The following is a 24,030-nucleotide window of genomic DNA, read 5'->3' on the forward strand; positions in this document are numbered from 1 at the left end:
TTTCAGCGGCTACGCAGCCCTTCCAGCAATTTATGCGTCGGATAGCCATCCGCCGGCCAGCCAAAGGACTGCTGGGCGGCGCGGATGGCTTTACGGGTGTTGGCGCCAATGATGCCGTCGGCGGTACCCGCGTCGTAGTTCTGCGCGCTGAGCAGTGATTGCAGTTCCATGCGCTCGGTGCGGCTCAACGGCAGGTCTTCCTTCGGCCAACTGCCGTAGATCAGACCGCCACCGCTGAACCGTTCCGACAGCAAACTCACCGCCAATGCATAGGACGAGGAGTTGTTGTACTTAAGGATCGCGCGGAAGTTGTCCAGCACCAGGAAGGCCGGGCCGCGATAGCCGGCGGGCAGCAGCAGGGCGGCGGACAATTGCTCTGCACCGGCCGGCACTGGCGCGCCGTTGGCCAGGGTGACGCCGAGCCGCTGCCATTCGGCGACACTCTTGCGGATTGTGCCGTCGGCCAGGACATAGTCGAAACCGCTGGCCAGTTGCACTTCAAAGCCCCACGGCTGGCCTTTCTGCCAGCCCGAGCTCTGCAGGTAATGCGCGGTCGACGCCAGGGCGTCGCTCGGGCTGCCCCAGATGTCGCGGCGGCCATCGCCGTCAAAATCCACGGCGTGGGTGTTGTAGGTGGTGGGGATGAACTGGGTTTGTCCCATGGCACCAGCCCAGGAACCGAGCATTTTCTCGGGATCGATATCGCCCTGTTGCAGAATTTGCAGCGCGGCAATCAATTGCGCGTGGGCAAAGCCCGGGCGGCGGCCTTCGTAGGCCAGGCTGGCAAGGGAATTGATGACCGATTTGCTGCCCTGGAATTGACCGAAGTTACTCTCCATGCCCCACACGGCGACCAACGCCTGGCGATCGACGCCGTAACGCTGTTCGATGCTTTGCAGCACGTCGGCGTATTGGTTGACCAAGGTCTGGCCTTTGCGCACCCGCAACGGCGACAGCGCGCCATCCAGGTACTCCCATACCGGGCGGGAAAACTCCGGCTGGCTGCGGTCGGCGCGAATCACGCTGGCGTCGAAGCTGACATTGGCGAAGGCGCGGTCGAACAGGTCGGCGCGAATCCCGGCGGCCAGGGCATCCTTGCGGAAACCGGCCTGCCATTCGGCGAAGGTCTGGGTCGGTTGCAGGTCCAGGTTCTCACCGGTCGGCACCACCGGAGGAATCACGGCCGGAGCGGTCACGGCGGGGACGGTCAGGAGTGGTTGAGCGTTGGCGGCGGTGGGTTTTTCCGCGCAGGCGACAAGCAGAACGAAGCTGGAGGCAGCAATCAATTGGCGAACGGGCCAACGACGGGAAATACAAAGCGGCATGCACGGGTCCAGAAAATACGAATCAGGTGCAGACCTTAACATGGAGTAGGGGGGCTGCGCTTTAAGCGGCCAGAAAGTAAGAAGCCTCCCAGCTATTAGACTGGAAGGCTTCGCGGCGGTAGCTGCCTTTGCCCTTGCCGGCGCGTTCTTGACGGCTGCGGAACAGTGGCTGGGCGATGATGGATTTGGCCTTGTTGGGGCCATGCTTGGATGGCTTTTTGCTCATGATGATGCTCGCAAGTGAGTGGGTTTTGCGGGGCAAATCATCGGCTCAACTTGGGCATCTGTCTAGACCCCGCGTTGCGTAGGAATTTTCGACAAGTGAGGCCACAAGGGCCACCAAGACCACAAGCCCATTACTCCGCCGGCAGCGACAGCCTCTGCCCGGCCATCAACAACGATAACCGGCTCAGGCTCATCCACGGCGAACCCGCCGCCTGGCCTTTGATTTGCGCGTCGATGCGTTGGGCTTCGAGCAGCAGTTGCGCCCAGCGTGGCGCCGAATAGCGCTGCAAGGCCTTGCTCATCAGCGGTTTGCGCTTATCCCAGACCGGCGGACGGGCCTGGCTGAACGCCTTGTCCAGCGGCACGCCCTGGCTGTATTGCAGCGACAGGTTGGCCAGTAACCGCAGTTCCCGGGCCAGGGCCCAGAGAATCACCGGCGGTTCGACACCTTCACCGCGCAAGCCTTCGAGCATGCGCAGAGCGTGGGCCGGTTCGCCGTTGAGGATGGCGTCAGTCAGGCCAAACACGTCGAAACGAGCACTGTCAGCCACCGCCGCTTGCACGGTTTCGACGGTGATTTGCCCGTCCTCGGCCATCAGCTTGAGCTTTTCAATTTCCTGAGCCGCGGCCAGCAAGTTGCCTTCAACCCGGGCGGCAATCAGTTCCACCGCGTCCTGGTTGGCAGACAACCCGGCCTGGGACAGACGCTGACGAATCCAGCTCGGCAACTGGCTGACGTCCACCGGCCAGATCTGCACGAACTGGGTCTGCGGACCTTCCACCAGAGCCTTGCCCCACTTGGTCTTCTGCGCGCTGCCGTCGAGCTTCGGCAGGCTGATCAGCAGCAGCGTGTCTTCAGCGGGGCGCGAACAGTATTCGATCAGTGCCGCCGCGCCTTTGTCGCCGGGCTTGCCGGACGGCAGGCGCAACTCCAGCAGGCGTTTCTCGGCGAACAACGACATGCTCGCCCCGGCCTGCAGCAGCGTGCCCCAGTCGAAACTGGCGTCGGCAGCGAACACCTGGCGTTCATCGAAACCTTGCTGGCGGGCGGCTGCGCGAACGGCGTCGGCGGCTTCCTGGAACAGCAACGGGTCATCGCCACTGATGATGTACACCGGTGACAATGCGCTTTGCAGGTGTTTGCCAAGTTGGGCGGGGGCGAGTTTCATAAGACGAGGCTAGCGGGGCGCCTGAGCGCCCCGTCCGGCTTATTGCTGAGGGATTTCGAGCGGCGACTGACGCGGGGTTTCCGCTTCAGCTTTCTGCGCCGCTTCCAGTGCATCGGCGTCAGCCTTGGCGCGAGCATCGGCGGTGGCCTGCAACTGCTCCAGGCGGGCCGGCGTGATCTGCTGCAAGCGAATCATCATGCGCTGGACCAGCTCGCGACGGGTTTCGACGCGTGCGGTGTTGGCTTCCTGGTCGGAACCCACCAGGTTGTTGCCGTCGTGGATGAAGATTTTTTCCACTTCCAGTTTGTCGCTGATCAGCGGCAGGTTGTTCTGGCCGCGGATGTCGTATTCCAAAACAGTGGTTACCTGGTATTCACCGGTGCGACCGGCACCGGCGTAGCTGAGGATACGCTGGCTCTCCTGCTCATCGGTCAGCACCAGTTTGTACGGCGCGCCGGCATGCACGTTGACGCCGCTGCCGGTCAGGACCTGACGCAGTTGGGTCACGGTTTCGCCGTAGGCATTGCGGGCGCTCAGGTCGAGTTCCTTGAACGCCAGTTCGGTGGTGCCGGTGCCGCGCAGCTGGAAGCCGCAGGCGCTCAACAGGACCGCGAGGCCCATCACCAACAGATTGCGTTTGATCATCTTGTTGCTCCCCTTGAAACCAGGTAGGCCGGATTGTGCGGCCCGAAAGGTTTTACTCGGCGCCCGGTCCGCGACCGGGCGCCTGTTCCAATTAGCTGGCGACGATATTGACCAGTTTCCCGGGCACTACGATCACTTTACGAATGGTCAGGCCATCGACGAAACGCAGCACGTTGTCGTTGGCCCGCGCCGCGGCTTCGATGTCTTCGCGGCTGGCACTGGCCGGCACGTCAATCTGGCCGCGCAGTTTACCGTTGACCTGGATCACCAGGGTCAGGCTGTCCTGCACCAGCGCGCTTTCATCCAGCACCGGCCAGCCGGCGTCGATCACCGGTTCGGCGTGACCCAGTTGCTGCCACAGCTCATGGCTGATGTGCGGCGTGATCGGTGCCAGCAGCAGGGTCACGGTTTCCAGGCCCTGTTGAACCAGTGCGCGATCCTGTGCGGTGACGTGTGCGGCTTTTTCCAGCACGTTCATCAACGTCATTACCTGAGCGATGGCGGTGTTGAATTTGTGGTTCTGGCCAACGTCATGGCTGGCCTGCTTGATCGCCAGATGGATCGCGCGGCGCACGGCTTTCTGCTCGTCGTTCAGGCTGGCGACATCGAGTTGGCCCGGCAGGCCCTGGGTGACGTGGGCTTGCGCCAAGCGCCAGACGCGCTTGAGGAAGCGGTGCGAGCCTTCGACCCCGGAGTCGGACCATTCAGCGCTCATGTCCGGCGGCGAGGCGAACATCATGAACAGGCGGCAGGTGTCGGCGCCGAACTGATCGATCATCGATTGTGGGTCGACGCCGTTGTTCTTCGACTTGGCCATCTTCTCGGTGCCGCCGATTTCCACCGGCAAACCGTCGGCTTTCAGCTTGGCGCTGATGACCTTGGCTTTGCTGTCACGCTCCAGTTCGACGTCGGCCGGGTTAAACCAGGTGTAGGCGCCGTTGGCTTCGCGACGATAGTAGGTCTCGGCGATCACCATGCCTTGGGTCAGCAGGTTCTTGAACGGTTCGTTGGAACTCACCAGGCCTTCATCGCGCATCAGCTTGTGGAAGAAGCGCGCGTACAGAAGGTGCAGGATCGCGTGTTCGATGCCGCCGATGTACTGGTCGACGGGCAGCCAATGATCGGCGGCTTTTTTCTCCACCAGGCCGCCTTCATAGTGCGGCGAGGCGTAGCGGGCGTAGTACCAGGACGACTCGACGAAAGTGTCCATGGTGTCGGTTTCACGTTTGGCAGGCTGGCCGCATTTCGGGCAGTTGCACTCGTAGAACTCGGGCATGCGCGCCAGTGGCGAACCGGCGCCATCCGGCACCACGTCTTCCGGCAGCACGACCGGCAATTGATCTTCCGGCACCGGCACATCGCCGCAACTGTCGCAGTGGATGATCGGGATCGGGCAGCCCCAGTAGCGCTGACGGCTGATGCCCCAGTCGCGCAGGCGGAACTGAGTGCGCGAGGCGCCGAGGTTTTTCTTGATCAATGCGACTTCGATGGCGTCGAACGCACCCGCGAAATCGAGGCCATCGAATTCGGCGGAGTTGATCAGCGTGCCGTGCTCGCCGTAGGCGTCTTGCCATGGGGCCGGGTTGCTGTCGCCGGAACTGGTGAGCACCACTGATTTGATCGGCAGGTTGTACTTGGTGGCGAATTCGAAGTCACGCTCGTCGTGGGCCGGCACGGCCATGACCGCGCCGTCGCCGTAGTGCATCAGCACGTAGTTGGCGACCCACACCGGCAGTTTTTCACCGGTCAGCGGGTGCTCGACGAACAGTGAAGTGGGCAGGCCTTTTTTCTCCTGGGTGGCGACGTCGGCTTCGGCGACGCTGCCGCCCTTGCATTCGGCGATGAACGCCTGCAACTCGGGATTGTTCTGCGCGGCCTGGGTGGCCAGCGGGTGTTCAGCAGCCACGGCGACATAAGTCGCGCCCATCAGGGTGTCAGGGCGGGTGGTGAAGACTTTCAAGGTGCCGGCGGCGCCGATCGAATCGACGTCGTACGGGAACTGCACTTCCATGCCACGGGATTTGCCGATCCAGTTGCGCTGCATGGTCTTGACCTGTTCCGGCCAGCCCGGCAGATCGTCGAGGCTCTCCAGCAACTCATCCGCGTAAGCGGTGATCTTGAAGTAGTACATCGGGATTTCGCGCTTCTCGATCAGCGCGCCGGACCGCCAGCCGCGGCCGTCGATTACTTGCTCGTTGGCCAGAACGGTCTGGTCGACCGGGTCCCAGTTCACGGTGCCGTTCTTGCGGTAGATCACGCCCTTTTCGAACAGGCGAGTGAACAGCCATTGTTCCCAGCGGTAGTAATCCGGCTTGCAGGTGGTGACTTCGCGCGACCAGTCCACCGCCAGGCCCAGGCTGCGCAGCTGGGTTTTCATGTAGGCGATGTTTTCGTAGGTCCACTTGGCGGGCGCGACGTTGTTCTTCATCGCGGCGTTTTCCGCCGGCATGCCGAAGGCGTCCCAACCCATGGGTTGCAGGACGTTTTTGCCTTGCATGCGCTGGTAGCGGGAGATCACGTCGCCGATGGTGTAGTTACGCACGTGCCCCATGTGTAGCTTGCCGCTGGGGTAAGGGAACATCGACAGGCAGTAGTAAGTCTCCTTGCCTGGCTGTTCACTGACTTCAAAGGACTTTTGCTCATCCCAGAACGACTGGGCGGCGGCTTCGATTTCACGGGGCTGATAGTGTTCGTGCATGGCTACTTTTGAACTGAATGGGGTGGCCTAATCCTCTTCAACGCAATGCCGGGCAGTGATCACGCCGATGCGGCGTTTCGTGGCCCAGCCGAGCTGGAAGTGGAGTTACAGGAAGCGCCGTAGCATACATGACCGCGCTTGGCCTAGGGAAACGCTGATTGTGCCGCGCAGTCCGTTGGTCGCGGCGCGCAGCCGGTTCGCGCAGCGAAGCTAAGCTGCTAATTGGGGAGTAAGTCTTATCTTCAATGAGGTGAGGGATGGTTGAGTCACGGAAAAAGGTCGCGACACCCGAGTTGTACGAAAAACTCATCGACCGTCTGGGCATGGCCCTGGACGCGGCGAGAACCGCTGGCCGGCTGCGCGATGAGCGCCCCGTGGATCTGGAATTGCGAGGCTTGAGCCCCGCTGAGTTCGAACTGATCAAAGCGTACCTTGATCGCAACGATCAGGCGCCACAAGCAAACGTTCAACAGGCAGTAAAACCTGTCAGCGTGCCTCGTTCAGCCAATGTCATCTGGCTGAAAGACAAGGCGCGACGCAGGGACGCGGGAAAGGTCCGGTCCCAGCAGTTCAAGTAAGCGTCTATGGCCGGTCTGGCCCGTTCAGTCATCAGGCTTCTTGCATGAAAAACGGTCCGCACTAGTTGTTCCTTCGCTGTAACCCACTTAGGCTTCGGGCATCTTTGGAGATGCTCGATGCCTTTTCGCTATTTCGTTAAACAACTTCTGTTGCCGCCCGGCCTGTTTCTGCTGTTGCTGGCGCTCGCCTGGTGGTGGCGGCGTTCCCGGCCACGGCTGGCCGGCGCGTGTTTCGCCGTGGGCCTCGGCGGCTTCTGGCTGATGAGCCTGCCGGTAGTGGTGCAATGGGGCGCGAAAGCGCTGGAGCGAGTGCCGCCGCTAGAGCGCAGCGAGTGGACGGCCCTGGCGCAGCGGGCCGATGTGATCGTGTTGCTGGGCTCCGGTCGTGAGCGCGGCGATCTGGCGTTTGGCGATGACCAGCCCACCGGCATCGGTCTGGAGCGCGAGCGCTACGCCGCGCGGCTGGCCAAGGCTTCGGGCCTGCCGGTGTTGACCAGCGGCGGCCTGCATTACGGCACGCCGCCAAGCGAAGCGAAATTGATGGCCGATTCGATGCTCGATGATTTTGGCGTCAACGTGCGCTGGCAGGAGGGCCGCAGCCGAACGACGTGGGAAAACGCCCAGTTCAGCGCCGAATTACTGGAACCGTTGGGATTGAAACGCGTGGTGGTGGTAACCCACGCCTGGCATATGCCGCGCAGTGTCTGGAGTTTTGAAGCCGCCGGCCTGACCGTGGTGCCGGCGCCCGTGGGATTCCTGGGCACGGACAGCGGCGAGCCGTTTGGTGGGTGGATGCCGACGTTCAAGTCGATCTGGCGGTCGGGGCAATTAATGAATGAGGCGGTGGGGCAGGCGGGGTATTGGTTGTTTTATCGTTGACCAGACCCCTTGCCACACAATCGAAAGCAGATCAAAAGCCTGAAAGCACTCAGACGGTTTTCGCCATCCGATTGGCCATCAGCGCCCAGCCAAACAGCCCCAGGCACAGGATCAGCAGTGGCCACGAGCGCCATTGCAGGTAAGGCGTCAGGTTGTGCATCGGCACCACGTCGCCGTAGAGCACGCCCTGTTCGAATTGCGGGATCTGCGCGGTGATCTGGCCGAACGGGTTGATCAGGCCGCTGACACCGTTGTTGGTGGCGCGGATCATCCATCGACCGGCCTCCAATGCGCGCATCTGCGCCATTTGCAAATGTTGCAGCGGGCCAATCGAGGTGCCGAACCAGGTGTCGTTGCTGATGGTCAGCAACAGGTCGCTGCGCGCCGAGAGGCTGGCGGCGAATTCCGGGTAGACCACTTCATAACAAATGAACGGCGCGATCTGGTAACCCTTGGCCTGTAACAAAGCCTGGTCGGCGGGGCCGCGGGCGAAGTCCGACATCGGTAGGTCGAAGAACGCGATCAGGCCGCGCAGCATGTCCTGCAGCGGCACGTATTCGCCGAAGGGCACCAGTTTCTGTTTCAAGTAAGTGCCGTCGCCTTCGCCGACCACGGTGATGCCGTTAAAGAAACGCCGTTCATGGCGCACCACTTCGCGGATCGGCACACCGGTAATCAGCGCGGTTTTCCGGTCCGAGGCGAAGTTGCCCATCATGTTCAAGTAACCCTCGGCGGATTCCTTGAGCACCGGCACGGCGGTTTCCGGCCAGATCAGCAGGTCGACACGCTTGGAAGCAAAACTCAGGTCGCGGTACAACGCCAGTTGCGCATTGAGCTGCGCCGGGTCCCATTTCATGCTTTGCGCGACATTGCCCTGAATTGCCGCGACGCTCAGCGCCGGGCCGGAAGGGCTGGTCCAGGCGTGGTCCTTGAGCGCGATGCCCGCCAGCCAGGGGCCGAACAACAGCACCGCGCCGCCGGCGATGAACACTTTGCGCCCGGTCTTCAACAGGCGCGCGGCGTTATAGATCAGCGCGGCGGTCAAGGCGAGGGTGAAGGACACCAGCCACATTCCGCCGAGGGGCGCGAGCCCGGCCAGCGGTCCGTCGAGCTGGCTGTAACCGGAATACAGCCAGGGGAAACCGGTGAGGAACCAGCCACGGAAGGCTTCCTGGCCGACCCACAACGCGGCGAACGCCAAGGCATCGGCCAGCGGTGCTTCGTTGCGGCGCAGCCAGCGCGCCCAGAGCCAGGCGGGCAGGGCAAAAAACCAGGCAATCGCGGCGGTAAACGCCAGCATCAGCAACCCGGCCAGCAGCACCGAAGCGCCGCCAAAATGGTGGATGCTGTAGTAGATCCAACTGGTGCCGGCGCCGAACAAACCAAAACCGAAACACCAGCCACGGCCCAGCGCCTGGCGCGGCGACAGCTCGCGCAATCCGGCGTAAAACAGGCCGACCGCCAGCAAGGCCAGCGGCCAGATATTGAATGGCGCCAGGGCCAGGGTGGTGATTGCACCGGCCGCCACGGCCAGCAGGTTACCGGGCCAGCCGGGGCGGGTCAGACGATGCATGTCAGTCCTTAACGGGCGATAGGTGTCAGGCGCAACAAGTGGATACGACGGCTGTCGGCATTCAGGATGCGAAAGCGATAGGCACCGATTTCAGTGATTTCATTGCGTTTTGGCAGGTGCCCGAACGCGCTCATCACCAGGCCACCGACGGTGTCGAACTCATCGTCAGAGAACTCGCTGTCGAAGAATTCGTTGAAGTTCTCGATCGGCGTCAGCGCCTTGATCAGGAAGTCACCGCTGGGCAGCGGCTTGATGTAGCTGTCTTCTTCGACGTCGTGCTCATCTTCGATGTCGCCGACGATCTGTTCCAGCACGTCTTCGATGGTCACCAGGCCAGCCACGCCGCCGTATTCGTCGATGACGATGGCCATGTGGTTATGGTTGGCGCGGAATTCGCGCAGCAGCACGTTCAAGCGCTTGGACTCGGGCACGAAGGTGGCCGGGCGCAGTAAATCCTTGATGTTGAAGCTGTCGCCGTTTTCCTTGAGGATCAGCGGCAGCAGGTCCTTGGCCAGCAATACGCCCATCACGTCATCGTGGCTTTCGCCGATGACCGGGTAGCGCGAGTGGGCCGAGTCGACCACCGCCGGCAGGAATTCACGGGGTGTCTGGGTCGCCTTGATGCTGATCATCTGCGAGCGCGGGACCATGATGTCTCGCACTTGCAGGTCAGCCACCTGGATGGCGCCTTCGACGATGGCCAGCGCTTCGCTGTCCAACAGTTTGTTCTGGTGTGCATCGCGCAGCAGCTCCAGCAGCTCCTGGCGGTTTTTCGGCTCGTGGGCAAAAGCCTGGGTGAGCTTACCCAGCCAAGACTTCTGCCCGTTGCTCGATCGATCTTCGCTCATAGCGATTACTCTGAATCCTTTGTTGTAACGATAGGGGGGGTGTCGGTTTCGTCGTCCGCGTACGGATCGGGATAGCCCAGTTCAGCAAGCAACTCGCGTTCCAGCGCTTCCATTTCTTCGGCTTCGGCGTCATCTATATGGTCGTAACCGAGCAGATGCAAGCAGCCGTGCATCACCAGATGCGCCCAGTGGGCTTTCAGCGCTTTGCCCTGTTCGGCGGCTTCGCGCTCGACCACCGCCACACAAATCACCAGGTCGCCCAGCAGCGGAATGTCGAGAAACTCGTCCGGTACGTCCGCCGGGAACGACAGCACGTTGGTCGGGTAGTCTTTCTGCCGCCAGGTGTGGTTGAGCTCGCGGGCTTCCGCCTCGTCCACCAGGCGAATGGTCATTTCCGAATCCGCGCTGCGCTGGCGCAGGGCCAGTTCGCACCACTGGCGGAATTCGGCTTCGCTGGGGGCGGGGGATTCGGTCGCCAGTTGCAGGTCAAGCTCAAGCATCACGGCGGCTGTCCTTGGCGGCGGCATCGTCGGCCACGCGATTCTCGAAGCGCTCGTAGGCTTCGACAATGCGTTGCACCAGCGGATGGCGTACCACGTCCTTGGGCATGAAGTGGGTGAAGCTGATACCCGGCACGTCTTTGAGCACTTCGATCACATGGTGCAGCCCGGATTTCGTGCCTTTGGGCAGGTCGACCTGGGTGATGTCACCGGTGATCACGGCGGTGGAGCCAAAGCCGATCCGGGTCAGGAACATCTTCATTTGCTCGACCGTGGTGTTCTGGCTTTCGTCGAGGATGATGAAACTGTTGTTCAGCGTGCGCCCGCGCATGTAGGCCAGCGGCGCGACTTCGATCACCTGGCGTTCGATCAGTTTGGCGACGTACTCGAAACCGAGCATTTCGTATAGCGCGTCGTACAGCGGGCGCAGGTACGGGTCGATCTTCTGTGACAGGTCGCCGGGCAGGAAGCCAAGCTTTTCGCCAGCCTCGACCGCTGGACGCACCAACAGGATGCGGCGGATCTGCTCGCGTTCCAGCGCATCCACCGCGCAGGCGACCGCGAGGTAGGTCTTGCCGGTACCAGCCGGGCCGATGCCGAAGTTGATGTCGTTACCGAGGATCTCCTTCACGTAGCGCAACTGATTCAAGCCGCGCGGGCGAATCATGCCTTTCTTGGTGCGCAGGGCGACGGACGGTTCGGCGGGGGAATGGTTGTCCAGCTCTTCGACGGCCGATTCCTGCAGGAACAGGTGCACCATGTCCGGCGACAGCTCGGTACCCTTGGTTTCCCGGTACAGGCGGCGCAGCAGGTTTTCCGCGGAGGTGGTGTGCTTGGGGTCGCCGATCAGCTCGAATTGATTGCCGCGGTTGCGGATCTCAATGGTCAGGCGCTGTTCGATCAAGCGCAGGTGCTCGTCGAATTGCCCGCACAGATTGGCGAAGCGGCGAGCCTCGAAGGGCTCGAGGATGAAACGATGTGGTTCGATGGGTGCGTTCAAGGTCGTATTAAGCCGCCCTGGGGCAATTAAGATGAAATGAAGGATAACGCCAGAGTCGTGGGTGCGAAAGCTCTTATATGAGGTCGCCCGATTTCAGACTCTGGCGCTGAACCTGTGGGAGCGAGCCTGCTCGCGAAAGCGTTTTGCCAGACACATTTATGTTGAATGTGCCGCCAACTTCGCGAGCAGGCTCGCTCCCACGGGGGGTATGCGGCGTTACCGAATCAGCGAGCCCCGCAACGAGTGCGGTTGCGCGGCGTCGATGTGCACGTCGGCAAACTGGCCGATCAGCGTCGGAGTATCGCAGCGGAAGTTGACGATACGGTTATTCTCGGTGCGGCCCTGCAATTCGCCGGGGTCTTTCTTCGAATAATCGGTCACCAGAATGCGCTGCACCGAGCCGACCATTTGTCGGCTGATCTCAAAACCTTGCTGGTTGAGGCGATGTTGCAGCGCGTTGAGGCGTTCTTTTTTCAGTTCTTCCGGGGTTTCGTCCGCCAGGTCAGCCGCCGGTGTGCCGGGGCGCTGGCTATAGACGAACGAGTAGGAGAAGTCGAAGCCGACGTCTTCAATCAGCTTCATGGTTTGCTGGAAGTCTTTCTCGGTCTCCCCGGGAAAGCCGACGATAAAATCCGAACTGATGCAGATCCCCGGGACCGCCGCGCGCAATTTGCGTAGCTTGGATTTGTACTCCAGGGCGGTGTGATTGCGTTTCATCGCCGAAAGGATGCGGTCCGAACCCGATTGCACCGGTAAATGCAGGTGTTTCACCAGTTCCGGCACTTCGGCGTGGGCCTGGATCAGGCTGTCGGAGAACTCCAGCGGGTGCGAGGTGGTGTAACGGATCCGGTCGATGCCGTCGACGGCGGCGACCACGCGGATCAGTTCCGCCAGGTCTGCCAGGCGTCCGTCGTGGGTGGTGCCGCGATAGCCGTTGACGTTCTGCCCGAGCAAGGTCACTTCGCGCACGCCGTTTTCCGCCAGGTGGATGATTTCGGCGAGCACGTCGTCGAACGGTCGGCTGACCTCTTCGCCACGCGTATACGGCACCACGCAGAACGTGCAGTACTTGCTGCAGCCTTCCATCACCGAAACATAGGCGCTCGGGCCATCGATGCGCGGCTCGGGCAAGTGGTCGAATTTCTCAATTTCCGGGAATGAGACGTCAACTTGCGGCAGTTTGGTCAGGCGCGCGGCGTCGATCATTTCCGGCAGGCGATGCAGGGTTTGCGGGCCGAACACCACGTCGACATAGGGCGCGCGATCACGGATCGCTGCGCCTTCCTGGCTGGCCACGCACCCGCCGACAGCGATGACCATTTCCGGGTTGGCGAGCTTCAATTCCCGCCATCGACCCAGTTGCGAGTAGACGCGGTCCTGAGCCCGTTCGCGGATGGAGCAGGTGTTGAGCAGGATCACGTCGGCGTCTTCAGCGCGAGCAGTGACTTCCAGGGCCTGATGTTCACCCAGCAGATCGACCATGCGCGAGCTGTCGTACTCGTTCATCTGGCAACCGTGGGTTTCGATGTAAAGCTTCTTGGCCATGGACGGGTTCATCACCTGATTCAAAGAACCGCGCATTATAGGGAACATGTCCTCAGGTTCCTACCGCTGCGCGTCCGGCGGCTATGCTATAGTTCGCGCCCTCATTTTTATCCCCGATGTGTTACCCGCCCACCATGACCAAACGTGAAGCTCCAATCTATAAGGTGATTTTCCTCAACCAGGGCCAGGTGTTCGAAATGTACGCCAAGCAGATCTATCAGAGCGATCTGTGGGGTTTCCTGGAAGTGGAAGAGTTCGTCTTTGGCGAGCGCACGCAGGTGGTCGTCGATCCGAGCGAAGAGAAGCTCAAGGCGCAGTTCGAAGGCGTGGTGCGCAGTTTCGTGCCGATGCATTCGATCGTGCGCATCGACGAAGTGGAGCGCCTCGGCACCCCCAAAATCAGCGAAGCCCGCGGCGCGGTCGGCAATGTCATGCCGTTCCCGATGCCGATGCCGGAAAAGTAGTTTCCTAGGCTTGCGTTTCAGTTTGTTTCATTGTGTAGGACGCTTCTGATATTTAGCCGGCGTATTGACGGCTTGCCGGAAAAATATCAGTTTGTGTTCACGCAGTGAGTGCCATGAATCCATTCATATAGAGCTCAGGCCGCCAACTGCCGAATAGCTCGGTCGTGGCGAGGTTGAACTAAAAGTTTGTTGTCTGCGTTTAGCGTTAAACGCAAGTTGTCACTCGACGGCTAATCCAATAGTGCTTTTCAGAACAGTTAATAGCGGACTTATGGGTTCGGGAGTAGCTCTGTGCGCGATCCTCGTTATGACATTCTTTTTGAACCAGTGCAGATAGGCCCCGTTCGGACGCGGAACCGTTTTTATCAGGTGCCCCACTGTAACGGCATGGGGCATGTGCATCCGTCGGCAATGGCCCGCATGCGCGGGATAAAAGCCGAAGGCGGCTGGGGAGTGGTTTGTACGGAGGAATGCGAAATCAGCCCTCTGAGCGAATTCTCGCCTTATATAGAAGCGCGTCTGTGGGATGAGTGTGACATCCCGGCGCTGGCCCGGATGTGTGAATCGGTCCATCAGCATGGCTCATTGGCGGGCGTTGAATTGGCCTTCAATGGCTACTCCGCGCCCAACCGCTACAGTCGTGAAATCCCTTGGGCGCCCTCCAACACACCGGTGCGCGGCTACGACCCGGTGCAGGCTCGGGCCATGAGCCGGGCCGACATCCAGCAACTGCGTGATCTGCACCGAGCCGCCGCACGGCGGGCGCGGCAGGCCGGTTTCGACATTATTTATGTGTACGCGGGCCATGACCTAGGCCTGCCGTTTCATTTCCTGACCCCGCGCAACAACCGGCGCACCGACGAATACGGCGGGGAGTTGAAGAACCGTGTACGTCTGCTGCGAGAACTGATCGAAGACACTCGGGATGCGGTCGGTGATCGCTGTGCAGTGGCCGTGCGCCTGGCGGTGGATGAGCAGGTGGCCGACGGCCTGTCGCGGGAGGGTGAGGGCGCTGAAATCTTTTCGATGCTGGCGGATTTGCCCGACCTGTGGGACGTCAATGTCGCCGACTGGAGCAACGACAGCGTGACTTCGCGCTTTGCTGGCGAGGGTTATCAAGAGTCGTTGCTGCTGGGGCTCAAGGCGCTGACCCGCAAGCCATTAGTGGGTGTCGGTCGGTTCACTTCGCCTGACACCATGGTGTCGCTGGTCCGTCGTGGTGTGCTGGACCTGATCGGCGCTGCGCGCCCGTCCATCGCGGACCCCTTCCTGCCGAAGAAAATCGAAGAAGGCCGGATGGATGAAATCCGCGAGTGCATCGGCTGCAATATCTGCGTCAGCGGTGATCACACCAGTACACCGTTGCGCTGCACCCAGAACCCGACCATGGGGGAAGAGTGGCGACGGGGCTGGCATCCCGAATCGGTGCCTGGAGCGCGCCAGCCTGGCCGGGCGCTGGTAATCGGCGCAGGCCCTGCCGGGCTCGAGTGCGCGCGGGTACTCGGTGCGCGAGGCATGGACGTGGCGCTGGTGGAAAGCTCGCGCGACCTGGGCGGCCGCGTGACGCTTGAGTCCAGACTCCCGGGGCTGGCGAGCTGGGCACGGGTTGTCGACTATCGCCTCGACGCGCTGAGCCGATTGGCGTCGGTGGACATCTACCGCGAGAGTCGGATGACTGCCCAGGACGTGCTGGACTTCGCCGCCGAGCACGTCTTCATCGCGACCGGCTCACGCTGGCGCCGGGACGGCCTGGGTCGCGCCCTGCGCCAGGCGCTGCCGGGGCTGGACAATCTTCCGGTGTTAACGCCGGACGACGTGATGGCCGGCGCTATTCCGCCGAGCCCGGTGCTGCTGTTCGACGACGATCACTATTACATTGGCAGCGTCCTGGCCGAGCGGCTGGTGGCGCAAGGAGTGGACGTTATCTTCGTCACCCCGGCGCCCGACGTGGCGACATGGACCCACCATACCCTCGAACAGCACCGCATCCAGCGCCGGCTGCTGGAGCTGAATGTGACCCTGATTGCGTCCCACAGCCTGTGCGGCATTACCCCCGACGGCGTGATGGCGGCCTGCGTCTACACCGGCCGGACGCGGATGATCCCGGCGGCTGCGCTGTTGCTGGTGACGTCCCGACAGCCCGAACAAGCCTTGTACCAGGCCTTCAGCGATGCGCCGCAAACGTGGCGAGCAGCCGGGATTCGATCCGTGGAGTTGGTCGGCGACTGCCTGGCGCCGGGCACCATTGCGGCGGCAGTGTACGGCGGGCATCGCATGGGACGGGAGTTCGACGCGCCGGCCGGTTCAACGACGATGCGTCGGGAGGTTCCGTATCTGCAAGTGTTGTAGCGAAGTACCGTTCTTCAAATAACGAGGAATATAACAATGAAAAAAACAATCCTGTTGCTATCGCTGTTTTTCATCGTGTTATTCAGTCTTTCCCTTTTTGCCAAGGATTACGAGGTCATACGATTTGGTGCCGATCCTAATTACGCACCTTTCGCTTATAAAGATGAAACCGGCAAGTTAGTGGGGTTCGAAATTGATATCGGCAACGGTATCTGTGCGCATCTTGAAGTGCGTTGCCAGTGGGTTGAAGCCGACTTTGATGGTCTTATTCCCAGTCTGCGGGCAGGGAAGATCGACGCGATATTGGCGTCGATGACCATTACTCCGGAGCGGTTGAAGGTGATCGATTTTTCCTCAGAGGTGTTTTCCAGTCCCACCGCCATGGTGCTCAGGAAAGGTGCGAATCTCGATGAGCCCAAGGGGCAGTCCGTTGGTTATTTGCAGGGGACCACCCAGGAACTTTACTCCCGACAGGTATTGGCCAAAGCGGGCATGAAAGTGGTGGCCTACCCTGATCAGGAGCAGGCCTACAACGATCTGGTCGCGGGCCGCTTGCAGGCTTCGTTACAGGACGCGCAACAGGCGCAAAGCGGTTTCCTGAATTCGCCTCGGGGCGCCGGTTTTGTCCTGGGGCCGATGATCGACAGCGAGTTGATGCCGTCGACCAGCGGTATCGGCATCGCCAAGGGCAACGTCGCCCTGAAAACTCTGCTGGATAAGGGCCTGGCCGCCCTGCATGCCGATGGCACCTATGTGCGGCTGCAGGACAAGTATTTTGCCGGAGTCGATATGTACAGCGGCGACTGACCCACCTTATCCGCCGGCCGACGCAGCGCTGGCTGAACACTCATGACCCCGAGCGACGGGAGGTCCGATGCAGACCCGACAGCATGAATTATTGGCGGCGGTGCCAGGCACCACGCGGTTCATCCACAGCTTTCATTACGGCCCGTCCGATGCTGAAGGCAAGGTCTATATCCAGTCGTCCCTGCATGCGGACGAATTGCCCGGCATGTTGGTGCTGTGGCACCTCAAGCGACGGCTCGCGGAACTGGAAGCCGCGGGTCGATTGCGCAGGCCGATCGTGCTGGTGCCGATGGCCAATCCGTTGGGCCTTGAGCAAGTGTTGATGGATGTGCCCCAGGGGCGGTTCGATAACGACAGTCGGGAGAACTTCAATCGTTTCTTCGTTGATGTCAGTCGGCAAGTGGGCGACAGGGTCGAGGCGCAACTGACCGATGACGTCGACAACAATCTGCGCCTGATCCGCTCAACCCTAGTGCGGGTCATGGCCAGCCAAGTCCCAACGACTCCGCTGCAATCCCTGCGGCTGGTCTTGCAAACCCTGGCCTGCGATGCCGAGGTGGTGCTGGACCTGCATTGCGATTTTGAAGCCGTCCAACATCTGTACCTGTCCCCGGAAGCCTGGAACCGTGTCGAACCCTTGGCCAGGTATCTGGGGGCCAGGGCCTGTTTTATGGCTGAAGAAGCGGGCGGTCGGTCGTTCGATGAGTGTTTCACATTGTTCTGGTCGCAACTTCGGGCGCGTTTTCCTGGGCGACTTGCACAGCCGGGGTTTGCGGTGACGCTGGAGCTGCGCGGAGTGGCTGACGTCAGCCATGAACTCGCGGGCCAAGACTGCCAAGGGTTGATCAATTACCTGACCCACGCTGGCGCGATTCAGGGCGCCGCGCCTCCCTTGCCAGCGTTGCTTGACCAACCGACGCCGCTGGCGGGGGTTGAACCACTCATTAGCCCGGTAGGCGGGGTGATCGTATTTTGCGCCCGAGTGGGTGATCAACTGGAGGCCGGGCAGGTGGTGGCAGAGATCATTGATCCGGTCACTGATCATGTGATGACGGTGACATGCACGCGGGGAGGGTTGCTCTATGTGCGTTCGTTGCGGCGAATGGCCACTGCGGGCATGACCATTGCCCATGTCGCAGGCGTGGAGGCGTATCGGCAGGGCTATCTGTTATCGCCTTGAGTGCCAGTCAAGGCAGTGGCGAGAATGGCGTGCGCCCATCGGCGCTTTGCAGTTCCATCAGGTATTTGCGGAAGATCTGCCCGAGTACCTGGGTGGCCACTTCGAGATCTTCGCGGGGCATTTTCTCGGCGACTTCGTCGGCGGTGTCCAGCGCATCTTCTGCGCCGTTGACCGCGGCCATCTTCAACACGATATACGCCTGGACGTTATTGGCCGGTACGCCTTCACCGTGGAAGAACATGGTGCCGAGTTTGAACTGCGCCTGAGCGTGGCCTTGCAGCGAAGCCTTCTCGAAATAGCCCAGGGCTTGATTGAGGTCGCGCGGCGCATTCTTGCCGTCGTAGTAGAACTCACCCAACTCGTATTGCGCCTGCGCATCCCCGGCGTCCGACGCTTTCTGACAGGCATCGAGTGCTTGCTGAAGGTCTTGGGGCTGGGTATTGAGGGTGCAACGACCCATCGCTGGGATCAACAACGAGTTGCCGCCTGCTTGTGCGTGCGCGAGCAGGGGCTGAAGGAGCAACAGGCAGCCCAATGCAAGGGTGCGGCCGGTGCGGTTCATGAGAATCGACTTACCTCTGAAGGGCGCGCGGACCCATCGAGGGATCCAATAAGCGCGCATTATGAAATAAGCAGGGCCATCCTTACAAAGTCTTTACTCGTTTTTCTGCTGCTTGGGATAGATATCGGTCGCTTTCGGGGAGATTTCAGGCGGCGCGGCGGGAAAATGCCCACGCTTGTAGGAGAATGCTGACGCTGGTTATGGCCAACGTCAGCGGTTGCACTTATTTGAGGGCGGCGAAGGCGCGCTCGGCGGCGTCCAGGGTCAGCTTCAGTTCGGCGTCACCGTGGGCGATCGATGTGAAGCCGGCTTCGAAGGCACTCGGCGCCAGGTACACGCCACCTTCCAGCATCAAGTGGAAGAAACGCTTGAACAGGTTGGCGTCGCTTGCCATCACGTCTTCGAAGGTGACGATGTCGTCGGCACCGCTGAAGTACAGGCCGAACATGCCACCGGCCTGGGTGGTCACGAACGGAATCCCGGCAGCATCCGCGCGTTGTTGCAGGCCGTCGAGCAGGCGAGTGGTGTAGTCGGTCAATTCGGCGTGAAAGCCTGGGCGGCTGATCAGGCGCAGAGTCGTCAGGCCGGCGGCCATGGCCAGCGGATTACCCGACAACGTGCCCGCCTGGTAGACCGGGCCCAGTGGCGCAATGTGCGACATGATTTCGCGTTTGCCGCCAAAGCAGCCGACGGGCATGCCGCCACCGATAATTTTGCCGAAAGTGCTCAGGTCCGGCGTCACGCCGTAATGCGCCTGGGCACCGCCGAGGGCCACCCGAAAACCGGTCATCACTTCGTCGAAAATCAGCACTACGCCATGCTTGTCGCACTGGGTCCGCAGGCCTTCGAGGAAGCCTGGTGCCGGTGGCACGCAGTTCATGTTGCCGGCCACCGGTTCAACGATGATGCAGGCGACGGTCTGGCCAACGTCGGCGAGCATGGCCTCGACCGCGTCGATGTCGTTGAACGGCAGCGTCAGTGTATGTTTGGCGAAGTCCGCCGGCACGCCCGCCGAGCTTGGCACGCCTTGGGTCAGCGCGCCGGAACCTGCTTTGACCAGCAGGCTGTCGGAGTGACCGTGGTAGCAGCCTTCGAACTTGATGATCGCGTCGCGGCCGGTGAAACCACGGGCCAGGCGAATCGCGCTCATGGTCGCTTCGGTACCGGAGCTGACCATGCGCACCATTTCCATCGACGGCACGATCGAGCACACCAGGTCGGCCATCTCGGTTTCCATGGCGGTCGGCGCGCCGTAGGACAAGCCGTGTTGCAACTGCTGGCGCACTGCGTCGAGCACGTCAGGGTGGCTGTGGCCGAGGATCATTGGGCCCCACGAGCCTACATAATCGACATAGCGCTTATCGTCTTCGTCGGTGACGTAGGCACCCTCGGCGTGCTTGAAGAACAGCGGCGTGCCGCCGACGCTCTTGAACGCGCGAACCGGCGAGTTGACGCCCCCGGGGATGTGTTTCTGGGCATCGGCAAACAGGGTTTCGGAACGAGACATGATCGGGCTCTCAGACATCAGGATTTGAATAATGCGTTGAAGGCGCGGGCGCGACGGGTGACTTCAGTCGTGCTCTCGGCGCCAAACAGGCCGTGAACCACCGCCAGCAAATCGGCGCCGTGGGCCACCAGCGGGGCGGCGTTGTCCAGGGTAATGCCCCCAATGGCGCAGATCGGCAGGTGCAAGCGGCTGCGAGCCTGGGCGAGCAATTCGAGGCTGCAAGTCGGTGCGCCGGGCTTGGTGTTGGAATTGAAGAAGCGGCCGAAGGCGACATAGCTTGCGCCTTCCTTGGCGGCTTGCTCGGCCAGTTCGAGTTGCGCGTGGCAGGTCGAGCCGATGATTGCGTTGCGCCCAAGCAGTGCGCGGGTCGGCGAGAGCGGGCCGTCGGTCTGGCCCAGATGCACGCCGACGCCCAGGCGCGCGGCCAACTCGGCGTCATCGTTGATGATCAACTGAGTCTTGTACGTTTCGCACAAATTGCGCAGCGCCTCAGCCTCGCGCAGGCGCCGGGCTTCATCGCTGCTCTTGTCGCGATATTGCAGCAGCGTCACGCCGCCTTCCAGCGCCGCCTCCACATACGACAGAAATTTGCCGGCCAGCAATTGGCTGTCGGTGATGGCATACAGGCCACGTAGCTTCATCGGGCAGGCCTCATGGCGTTACGAGCAGAAATCCAGCGGCAGCCGGCGCGGCACGAATTGGCCTTTGCCGAGTTGTTCCGCGTCACGCAGGGTGCGCCAAGTGTAGTCCAGCGCCGTTTTCACCGCGCTGGTCAGGTGCTCGCCCTGGGCGAGGCGACCGGCGAGGGCGCTGGCCAGGGTGCAACCGGAACCGTGGTAGCTGCCGGGCAAACGCTGGCAGGTGAACGTCTGGCGACTGCCGTCGCGGCTGTACAAACGATTATGGACTTCGTGTTCGTCGCCGTGGCCGCCGGTGATCAGCAGGTGTTTAACGTACGGCAGGAGTTTTTCGGCGCACTGGTCGGCGGTGCCTTCAGGCAATTCAGCAAGAATGCGCGCTTCAGGGAGGTTGGGGGTGGCGATGATCGCCAGCGGCAGCAAGCGCTCGCGCATGGCGTAGCCGACTTCGTCCTTGCCCAGGCGTCCGCCGCCGCCGGCGCGCAGCACCGGATCGCAGACCATCGGCAAATGCGGGTGCGCCTGGAGCAGTTCGACCACAGTGTCGACCATGTCCAGTGAGCCGAGCATGCCCAGCTTGACCGCTGCGACCTCGGAGTCGTTGAGCACGGCATTGGCCTGGGCCAATACCCACTCACGGTCGAGAACGCGGAAATCGCTGACATTGACTGTGTCTTGCACGGTCAGGGCAGTGACGGCCGGGGCCGCATGACAACCCTGAGCGAGCAGGGCTTCGATATCTGCCTGCAGGCCGGCGCCACCACTTGGGTCGTGGCCGGAGAGACAGAGGACAACGGGGCGAGAGCTGTAGATATTCATGGTGCGCGAGCTTACCACCAAACATGTTTTTCCGGTTGCAGTGGCGGTCAGGCTTGCCGATACAGCGGGGTCAGCTTGTGCATGATGGCGTAAGTGTGGCCATCTGACCAATTCAACAGGTCTGTTGCAGGTTTGTGCTCTGAAAAGCCCGTTCTAGAGCCTTTGTAGGAAAAGTTTCAATGGTGCACAATGGCCATCAACGGCTATGCTAGAGTGGATCCAAACAAAAACAGGGTAATGCCGGTCTTACGTCTGCCAAAGGGAATGGGGGGCTTCCTGACAAAACCGGACTGGCCACGCTGGGGCATAAATGCGCTTATTTTTGATGTTACTGCTTTGCTGGCCGCTGGTAGCGAGCGCTGTCGAATTCGACGAATCCATTCAAAGTCTGCCGCTGGGCACCGTGCTGCAAGTCTATGAAGACGCGGGCGGCCAGGCGGACATTGCCGATATCCTCGCGCAAGCGGCGGCGGGCAATTTCAAGGCGCACGATAAAGCCACGCTTAATGCCGGTTATTCCCGTTCGGTGTTCTGGCTGAAAATCGACCTGCATTACCGCCCGCGAGATCCGGCCGCGCAACGCACCTGGTTGCTGGAACTGGCGTACCCGCCCCTCGATCATCTCGACCTGTACCTGGCCGATGCCGACGGCCGTTATCATCTGACGCAGCAGACCGGCGACGCACTGCCGTTCGCCAGCCGGGAGATCCGCCAGAACAATTACCTGTTCGACCTGAACTTCAAGCCTGATCAAACGCAAACGGTCTACTTGCGCCTGCACAGTGAAGGGTCGATCCAGGCGCCGGTGACGCTGTGGTCGAGCACCGCGTACCTCGAAGAACAACCGGTGCGCCTCTATGTATTGGGCATCATCTATGGCGTGTTGCTGGGGATGGTGGTCTACAACCTGTTCATCTTCCTCAGCGTCCGCGACACCAGCTACCTGTATTACATCGTCTATATCGCTTCGTTTGGCCTGTATCAGTTGTCGGTGAACGGCGCGGCGGTGGAGTATTTCTGGCCGGACAATCCGTGGTGGGCCAACGCCGCGACGCCGTTCTTCATCGGTTGCGCCGGTTTGTTCGGCAGCCAGTTCGCCCGCAGTTTCCTGCAAACCGCCCAGCACAGCCCGTGGCTGGATCGGCTGTTGCTGGCGCTGATTGCGTTCGGTGCGCTGGTGGTCGGGTTGTCGTTGATGACCAGTTACGCCCTGGCCCTGCGCCTGGCCACTGCGTTGGCGCTGACGTTTACGGTGGTGATCTTCGCCGCCGGGATTCTCGCCTGGCTGCGCGGCTTGCGCGTAGCGCGTTACTTCATCATCGCCTGGTCGGCGTTTTTGCTGGGCGGCATCGTCAATACCCTGATGGTGTTGGGTTATCTGCCAAACGTGTTCCTGACCATGTACGCCAGCCAGATCGGCTCGGCGATTGAAGTGGCGCTGTTGTCGCTGGCCCTGGCCGACCGCATCAACGCCATGCGCGAGCAACAGGCGCAAACCCTGTACGACGCCGGCCAGACCCTCGAAGTGCTGAACCAGCAACTGGCCCACAGCAACGCGCTCAAGGACGAATTCCTCGCCACCCTGACCCACGAACTGCGTACCCCAATGAACGGCGTCATCGGCTCGCTGGAGTTGATGCAGACCGTGCCGATGGACGCCGAGCTCGAGCAGTACCAGCAGACCGCCGCCGGCTCGGCGCGGGACATGATGCGCATGGTCAACGGCATCCTGACCCTGACCGAATTGCAGGCTGGCAAGCTCAACACTTACCCCGGCCCGTTCAGCCTGCGCGCGGTGGTCAAGGCCTTGCAGACGCAATTCGAGTGCAACGCCACCGGCAAGGGGCTGGATTTCAAAGTCGAGATCGCCGCCGGGCTGCCTGATCGGCTGATCGGCGACAGCGCCAAACTCAGCCAATGCCTGGAATGCCTGCTCGACAATGCGATCAAGTTCACCAAGGTCGGCGGCCTGGCGTTGCGGGTCAGCGGCAAACCGGCGAAGGAGGGGCGAGTCGGCCTGTCGTTCGCGGTGATTGACACCGGCATCGGCTTCACCGACCTCGGCGAAGCGACCATGTACCAGCGTTTCTTCCAGGTCGACGGTTCGATGACCCGCGAATATGGCGGCCTCGGCGTTGGCCTGGCGATCTGCCGGCAACTGGTGGAACTGCTCGGTGGCAGCCTCACGCACAGCTCCGAGCCGGGGCGCGGCAGCCGATTCCAGCTCGACGTCGAGTTCGAAACCCCGGACGCCGTGCAGGCCCCCGGCACGCCGCACCCGCTGTGCCGCGCGCGTTTGCCCCAGGCGTGCAGCGTGTTGCTGGTGGATGACGATGGCATTAACCAATTGGTCCTGCGCGGGATGTTGCTCAAGCTCGGTTACCGGGTGCGCACGGCCGACAATCGCCTGGCCGCCCTGACCCTGCTGCGCAGCGAGCAAGTCGATGCGGTGTTGGTTGACGGTCAGACTTGCGTGATGGATGCCGCCTCGCTATGCAGCGAAATCCGTTCGTTGGCGGGTTGTGGGCGGGTGCCGCTACTGATGGTAATCGCCGGCGCCGGGCGCGAAGCGGCGCCCGCCGACCCTGGCATTGAGTATTTAAACAAACCGGTGAAATTCGAAGACTTGCAGGGCGCGCTGCTGCGTCATGTGTTACTCGCCGGGCAGGGCGAAAGCGCCGGTAATTAGGCGGGTATGCCACTTTGATCGGTCACGGGG

21 protein-coding genes are annotated in these 24,030 nt (G+C 61.5%); 7 read left to right on the plus strand and 14 right to left on the minus strand.

Annotated features, from left to right (window positions below):
- Nucleotides 1–2 precede the first annotated feature (2 nt).
- The 5 genes from RG836_RS16195 to leuS form a co-directional block, all read right to left on the minus strand.
- A complete protein-coding gene (locus RG836_RS16195; RefSeq protein ID WP_310847306.1) occupies nucleotides 3–1,325 on the minus strand; it encodes a lytic murein transglycosylase in 1,323 nt (440 codons plus the stop codon).
- Between the two features lie 61 nt (nucleotides 1,326–1,386).
- Nucleotides 1,387–1,551, minus strand: a complete 165-nt coding sequence (gene arfA, locus RG836_RS16200; protein WP_003176285.1) for an alternative ribosome rescue factor ArfA — start codon at nucleotides 1,549–1,551, stop codon at nucleotides 1,387–1,389.
- A 130-nt stretch (nucleotides 1,552–1,681) separates the two neighbouring features.
- Nucleotides 1,682–2,719, minus strand: a complete 1,038-nt coding sequence (gene holA, locus RG836_RS16205; protein WP_310847340.1) for a DNA polymerase III subunit delta — start codon at nucleotides 2,717–2,719, stop codon at nucleotides 1,682–1,684.
- Nucleotides 2,720–2,758: 39 nt separating this feature from the next.
- The gene (locus RG836_RS16210) at nucleotides 2,759–3,364 is read right to left on the minus strand and encodes an LPS-assembly lipoprotein LptE (RefSeq protein WP_310847342.1); all 606 of its coding nucleotides are present in this window, start codon (nucleotides 3,362–3,364) and stop codon (nucleotides 2,759–2,761) included.
- 91 nt (nucleotides 3,365–3,455) lie between these two features.
- Complete coding sequence (leuS, locus tag RG836_RS16215) at nucleotides 3,456–6,062, minus strand: leucine--tRNA ligase (RefSeq protein WP_310847343.1); 2,607 nt, start codon at nucleotides 6,060–6,062, stop codon at nucleotides 3,456–3,458.
- 257 nt (nucleotides 6,063–6,319) lie between these two features.
- Between leuS and RG836_RS16220 the strand changes: the two genes are divergently transcribed.
- Entirely contained in the window at nucleotides 6,320–6,640 is a 321-nt protein-coding gene (locus RG836_RS16220; protein WP_310847345.1) for a hypothetical protein, read from the plus strand.
- A gap of 117 nt (nucleotides 6,641–6,757) precedes the next feature.
- A complete protein-coding gene (locus RG836_RS16225; protein WP_310847347.1) occupies nucleotides 6,758–7,519 on the plus strand; it encodes a YdcF family protein in 762 nt (253 codons plus the stop codon).
- A gap of 49 nt (nucleotides 7,520–7,568) precedes the next feature.
- Here RG836_RS16225 and lnt read toward each other — a convergent pair whose 3' ends face one another.
- From lnt to miaB, 5 genes are all read right to left on the minus strand, one after another.
- Nucleotides 7,569–9,092 carry an apolipoprotein N-acyltransferase gene (lnt, locus tag RG836_RS16230; RefSeq protein WP_310847350.1) on the minus strand — a complete coding sequence of 508 codons (1,524 nt, stop codon included), beginning with the start codon at nucleotides 9,090–9,092 and terminating at the stop codon, nucleotides 7,569–7,571.
- An 8-nt stretch (nucleotides 9,093–9,100) separates the two neighbouring features.
- Nucleotides 9,101–9,940, minus strand: coding sequence for an HlyC/CorC family transporter (locus RG836_RS16235; protein ID WP_007909641.1), 840 nt, complete (start codon nucleotides 9,938–9,940; stop codon nucleotides 9,101–9,103).
- Between the two features lie 5 nt (nucleotides 9,941–9,945).
- On the minus strand, nucleotides 9,946–10,443 hold the full coding sequence (ybeY, locus tag RG836_RS16240; protein ID WP_310847357.1) for an rRNA maturation RNase YbeY: 498 nt from the start codon (nucleotides 10,441–10,443) through the stop codon (nucleotides 9,946–9,948).
- Complete coding sequence (locus tag RG836_RS16245) at nucleotides 10,433–11,440, minus strand: PhoH family protein (protein ID WP_310847359.1); 1,008 nt, start codon at nucleotides 11,438–11,440, stop codon at nucleotides 10,433–10,435. Before RG836_RS16245 ends, ybeY begins: the two co-directional genes overlap by 11 nt.
- 216 nt (nucleotides 11,441–11,656) lie before the next feature.
- Nucleotides 11,657–12,985: a tRNA (N6-isopentenyl adenosine(37)-C2)-methylthiotransferase MiaB gene (gene miaB / locus RG836_RS16250; RefSeq protein ID WP_310847733.1), complete on the minus strand. Its 1,329-nt coding sequence runs from the start codon at nucleotides 12,983–12,985 to the stop codon at nucleotides 11,657–11,659.
- 134 nt (nucleotides 12,986–13,119) lie between these two features.
- Between miaB and RG836_RS16255 the strand changes: the two genes are divergently transcribed.
- The 4 genes from RG836_RS16255 (at nucleotide 13,120) to RG836_RS16270 (ending at nucleotide 17,785) form a co-directional block, all read left to right on the plus strand.
- On the plus strand, nucleotides 13,120–13,449 hold the full coding sequence (locus tag RG836_RS16255; RefSeq protein ID WP_003185742.1) for a DUF1820 family protein: 330 nt from the start codon (nucleotides 13,120–13,122) through the stop codon (nucleotides 13,447–13,449).
- A gap of 327 nt (nucleotides 13,450–13,776) precedes the next feature.
- A complete protein-coding gene (locus tag RG836_RS16260) occupies nucleotides 13,777–15,798 on the plus strand; it encodes an oxidoreductase (RefSeq protein WP_310847735.1) in 2,022 nt (673 codons plus the stop codon).
- Between the two features lie 36 nt (nucleotides 15,799–15,834).
- Entirely contained in the window at nucleotides 15,835–16,605 is a 771-nt protein-coding gene (locus RG836_RS16265) for a transporter substrate-binding domain-containing protein (RefSeq protein WP_310847371.1), read from the plus strand.
- Nucleotides 16,606–16,672: 67 nt separating this feature from the next.
- Entirely contained in the window at nucleotides 16,673–17,785 is a 1,113-nt protein-coding gene (locus RG836_RS16270) for a succinylglutamate desuccinylase/aspartoacylase family protein (RefSeq protein WP_310847373.1), read from the plus strand.
- Nucleotides 17,786–17,792: 7 nt separating this feature from the next.
- On the opposite strand, the gene RG836_RS16275 is transcribed toward RG836_RS16270, so the two are convergent.
- From RG836_RS16275 to RG836_RS16290, 4 genes are all read right to left on the minus strand, one after another.
- Complete coding sequence (locus tag RG836_RS16275; protein WP_310847375.1) at nucleotides 17,793–18,347, minus strand: tetratricopeptide repeat protein; 555 nt, start codon at nucleotides 18,345–18,347, stop codon at nucleotides 17,793–17,795.
- Between the two features lie 223 nt (nucleotides 18,348–18,570).
- Nucleotides 18,571–19,854, minus strand: a complete 1,284-nt coding sequence (gene hemL, locus RG836_RS16280) for a glutamate-1-semialdehyde 2,1-aminomutase (protein ID WP_310847377.1) — start codon at nucleotides 19,852–19,854, stop codon at nucleotides 18,571–18,573.
- Between the two features lie 17 nt (nucleotides 19,855–19,871).
- Nucleotides 19,872–20,495 (minus strand): thiamine phosphate synthase, encoded by a 624-nt coding sequence (gene thiE / locus RG836_RS16285; protein WP_310847379.1) that lies wholly within the window; start codon nucleotides 20,493–20,495, stop codon nucleotides 19,872–19,874.
- An 18-nt stretch (nucleotides 20,496–20,513) separates the two neighbouring features.
- Nucleotides 20,514–21,311: a hydroxymethylpyrimidine/phosphomethylpyrimidine kinase gene (locus RG836_RS16290; RefSeq protein WP_310847381.1), complete on the minus strand. Its 798-nt coding sequence runs from the start codon at nucleotides 21,309–21,311 to the stop codon at nucleotides 20,514–20,516.
- A gap of 310 nt (nucleotides 21,312–21,621) precedes the next feature.
- On the opposite strand from RG836_RS16290, the gene RG836_RS16295 reads away from it, so the two are divergent.
- Nucleotides 21,622–24,000 (plus strand): hybrid sensor histidine kinase/response regulator, encoded by a 2,379-nt coding sequence (locus RG836_RS16295; protein WP_310847384.1) that lies wholly within the window; start codon nucleotides 21,622–21,624, stop codon nucleotides 23,998–24,000.
- The last annotated feature ends 30 nt before the right edge of the window (nucleotides 24,001–24,030 follow it).

Origin of the sequence: Pseudomonas rhizozeae (genome assembly GCF_031583775.1) — a bacterium.
Classification (GTDB): Bacteria; Pseudomonadota; Gammaproteobacteria; order Pseudomonadales; family Pseudomonadaceae; genus Aquipseudomonas.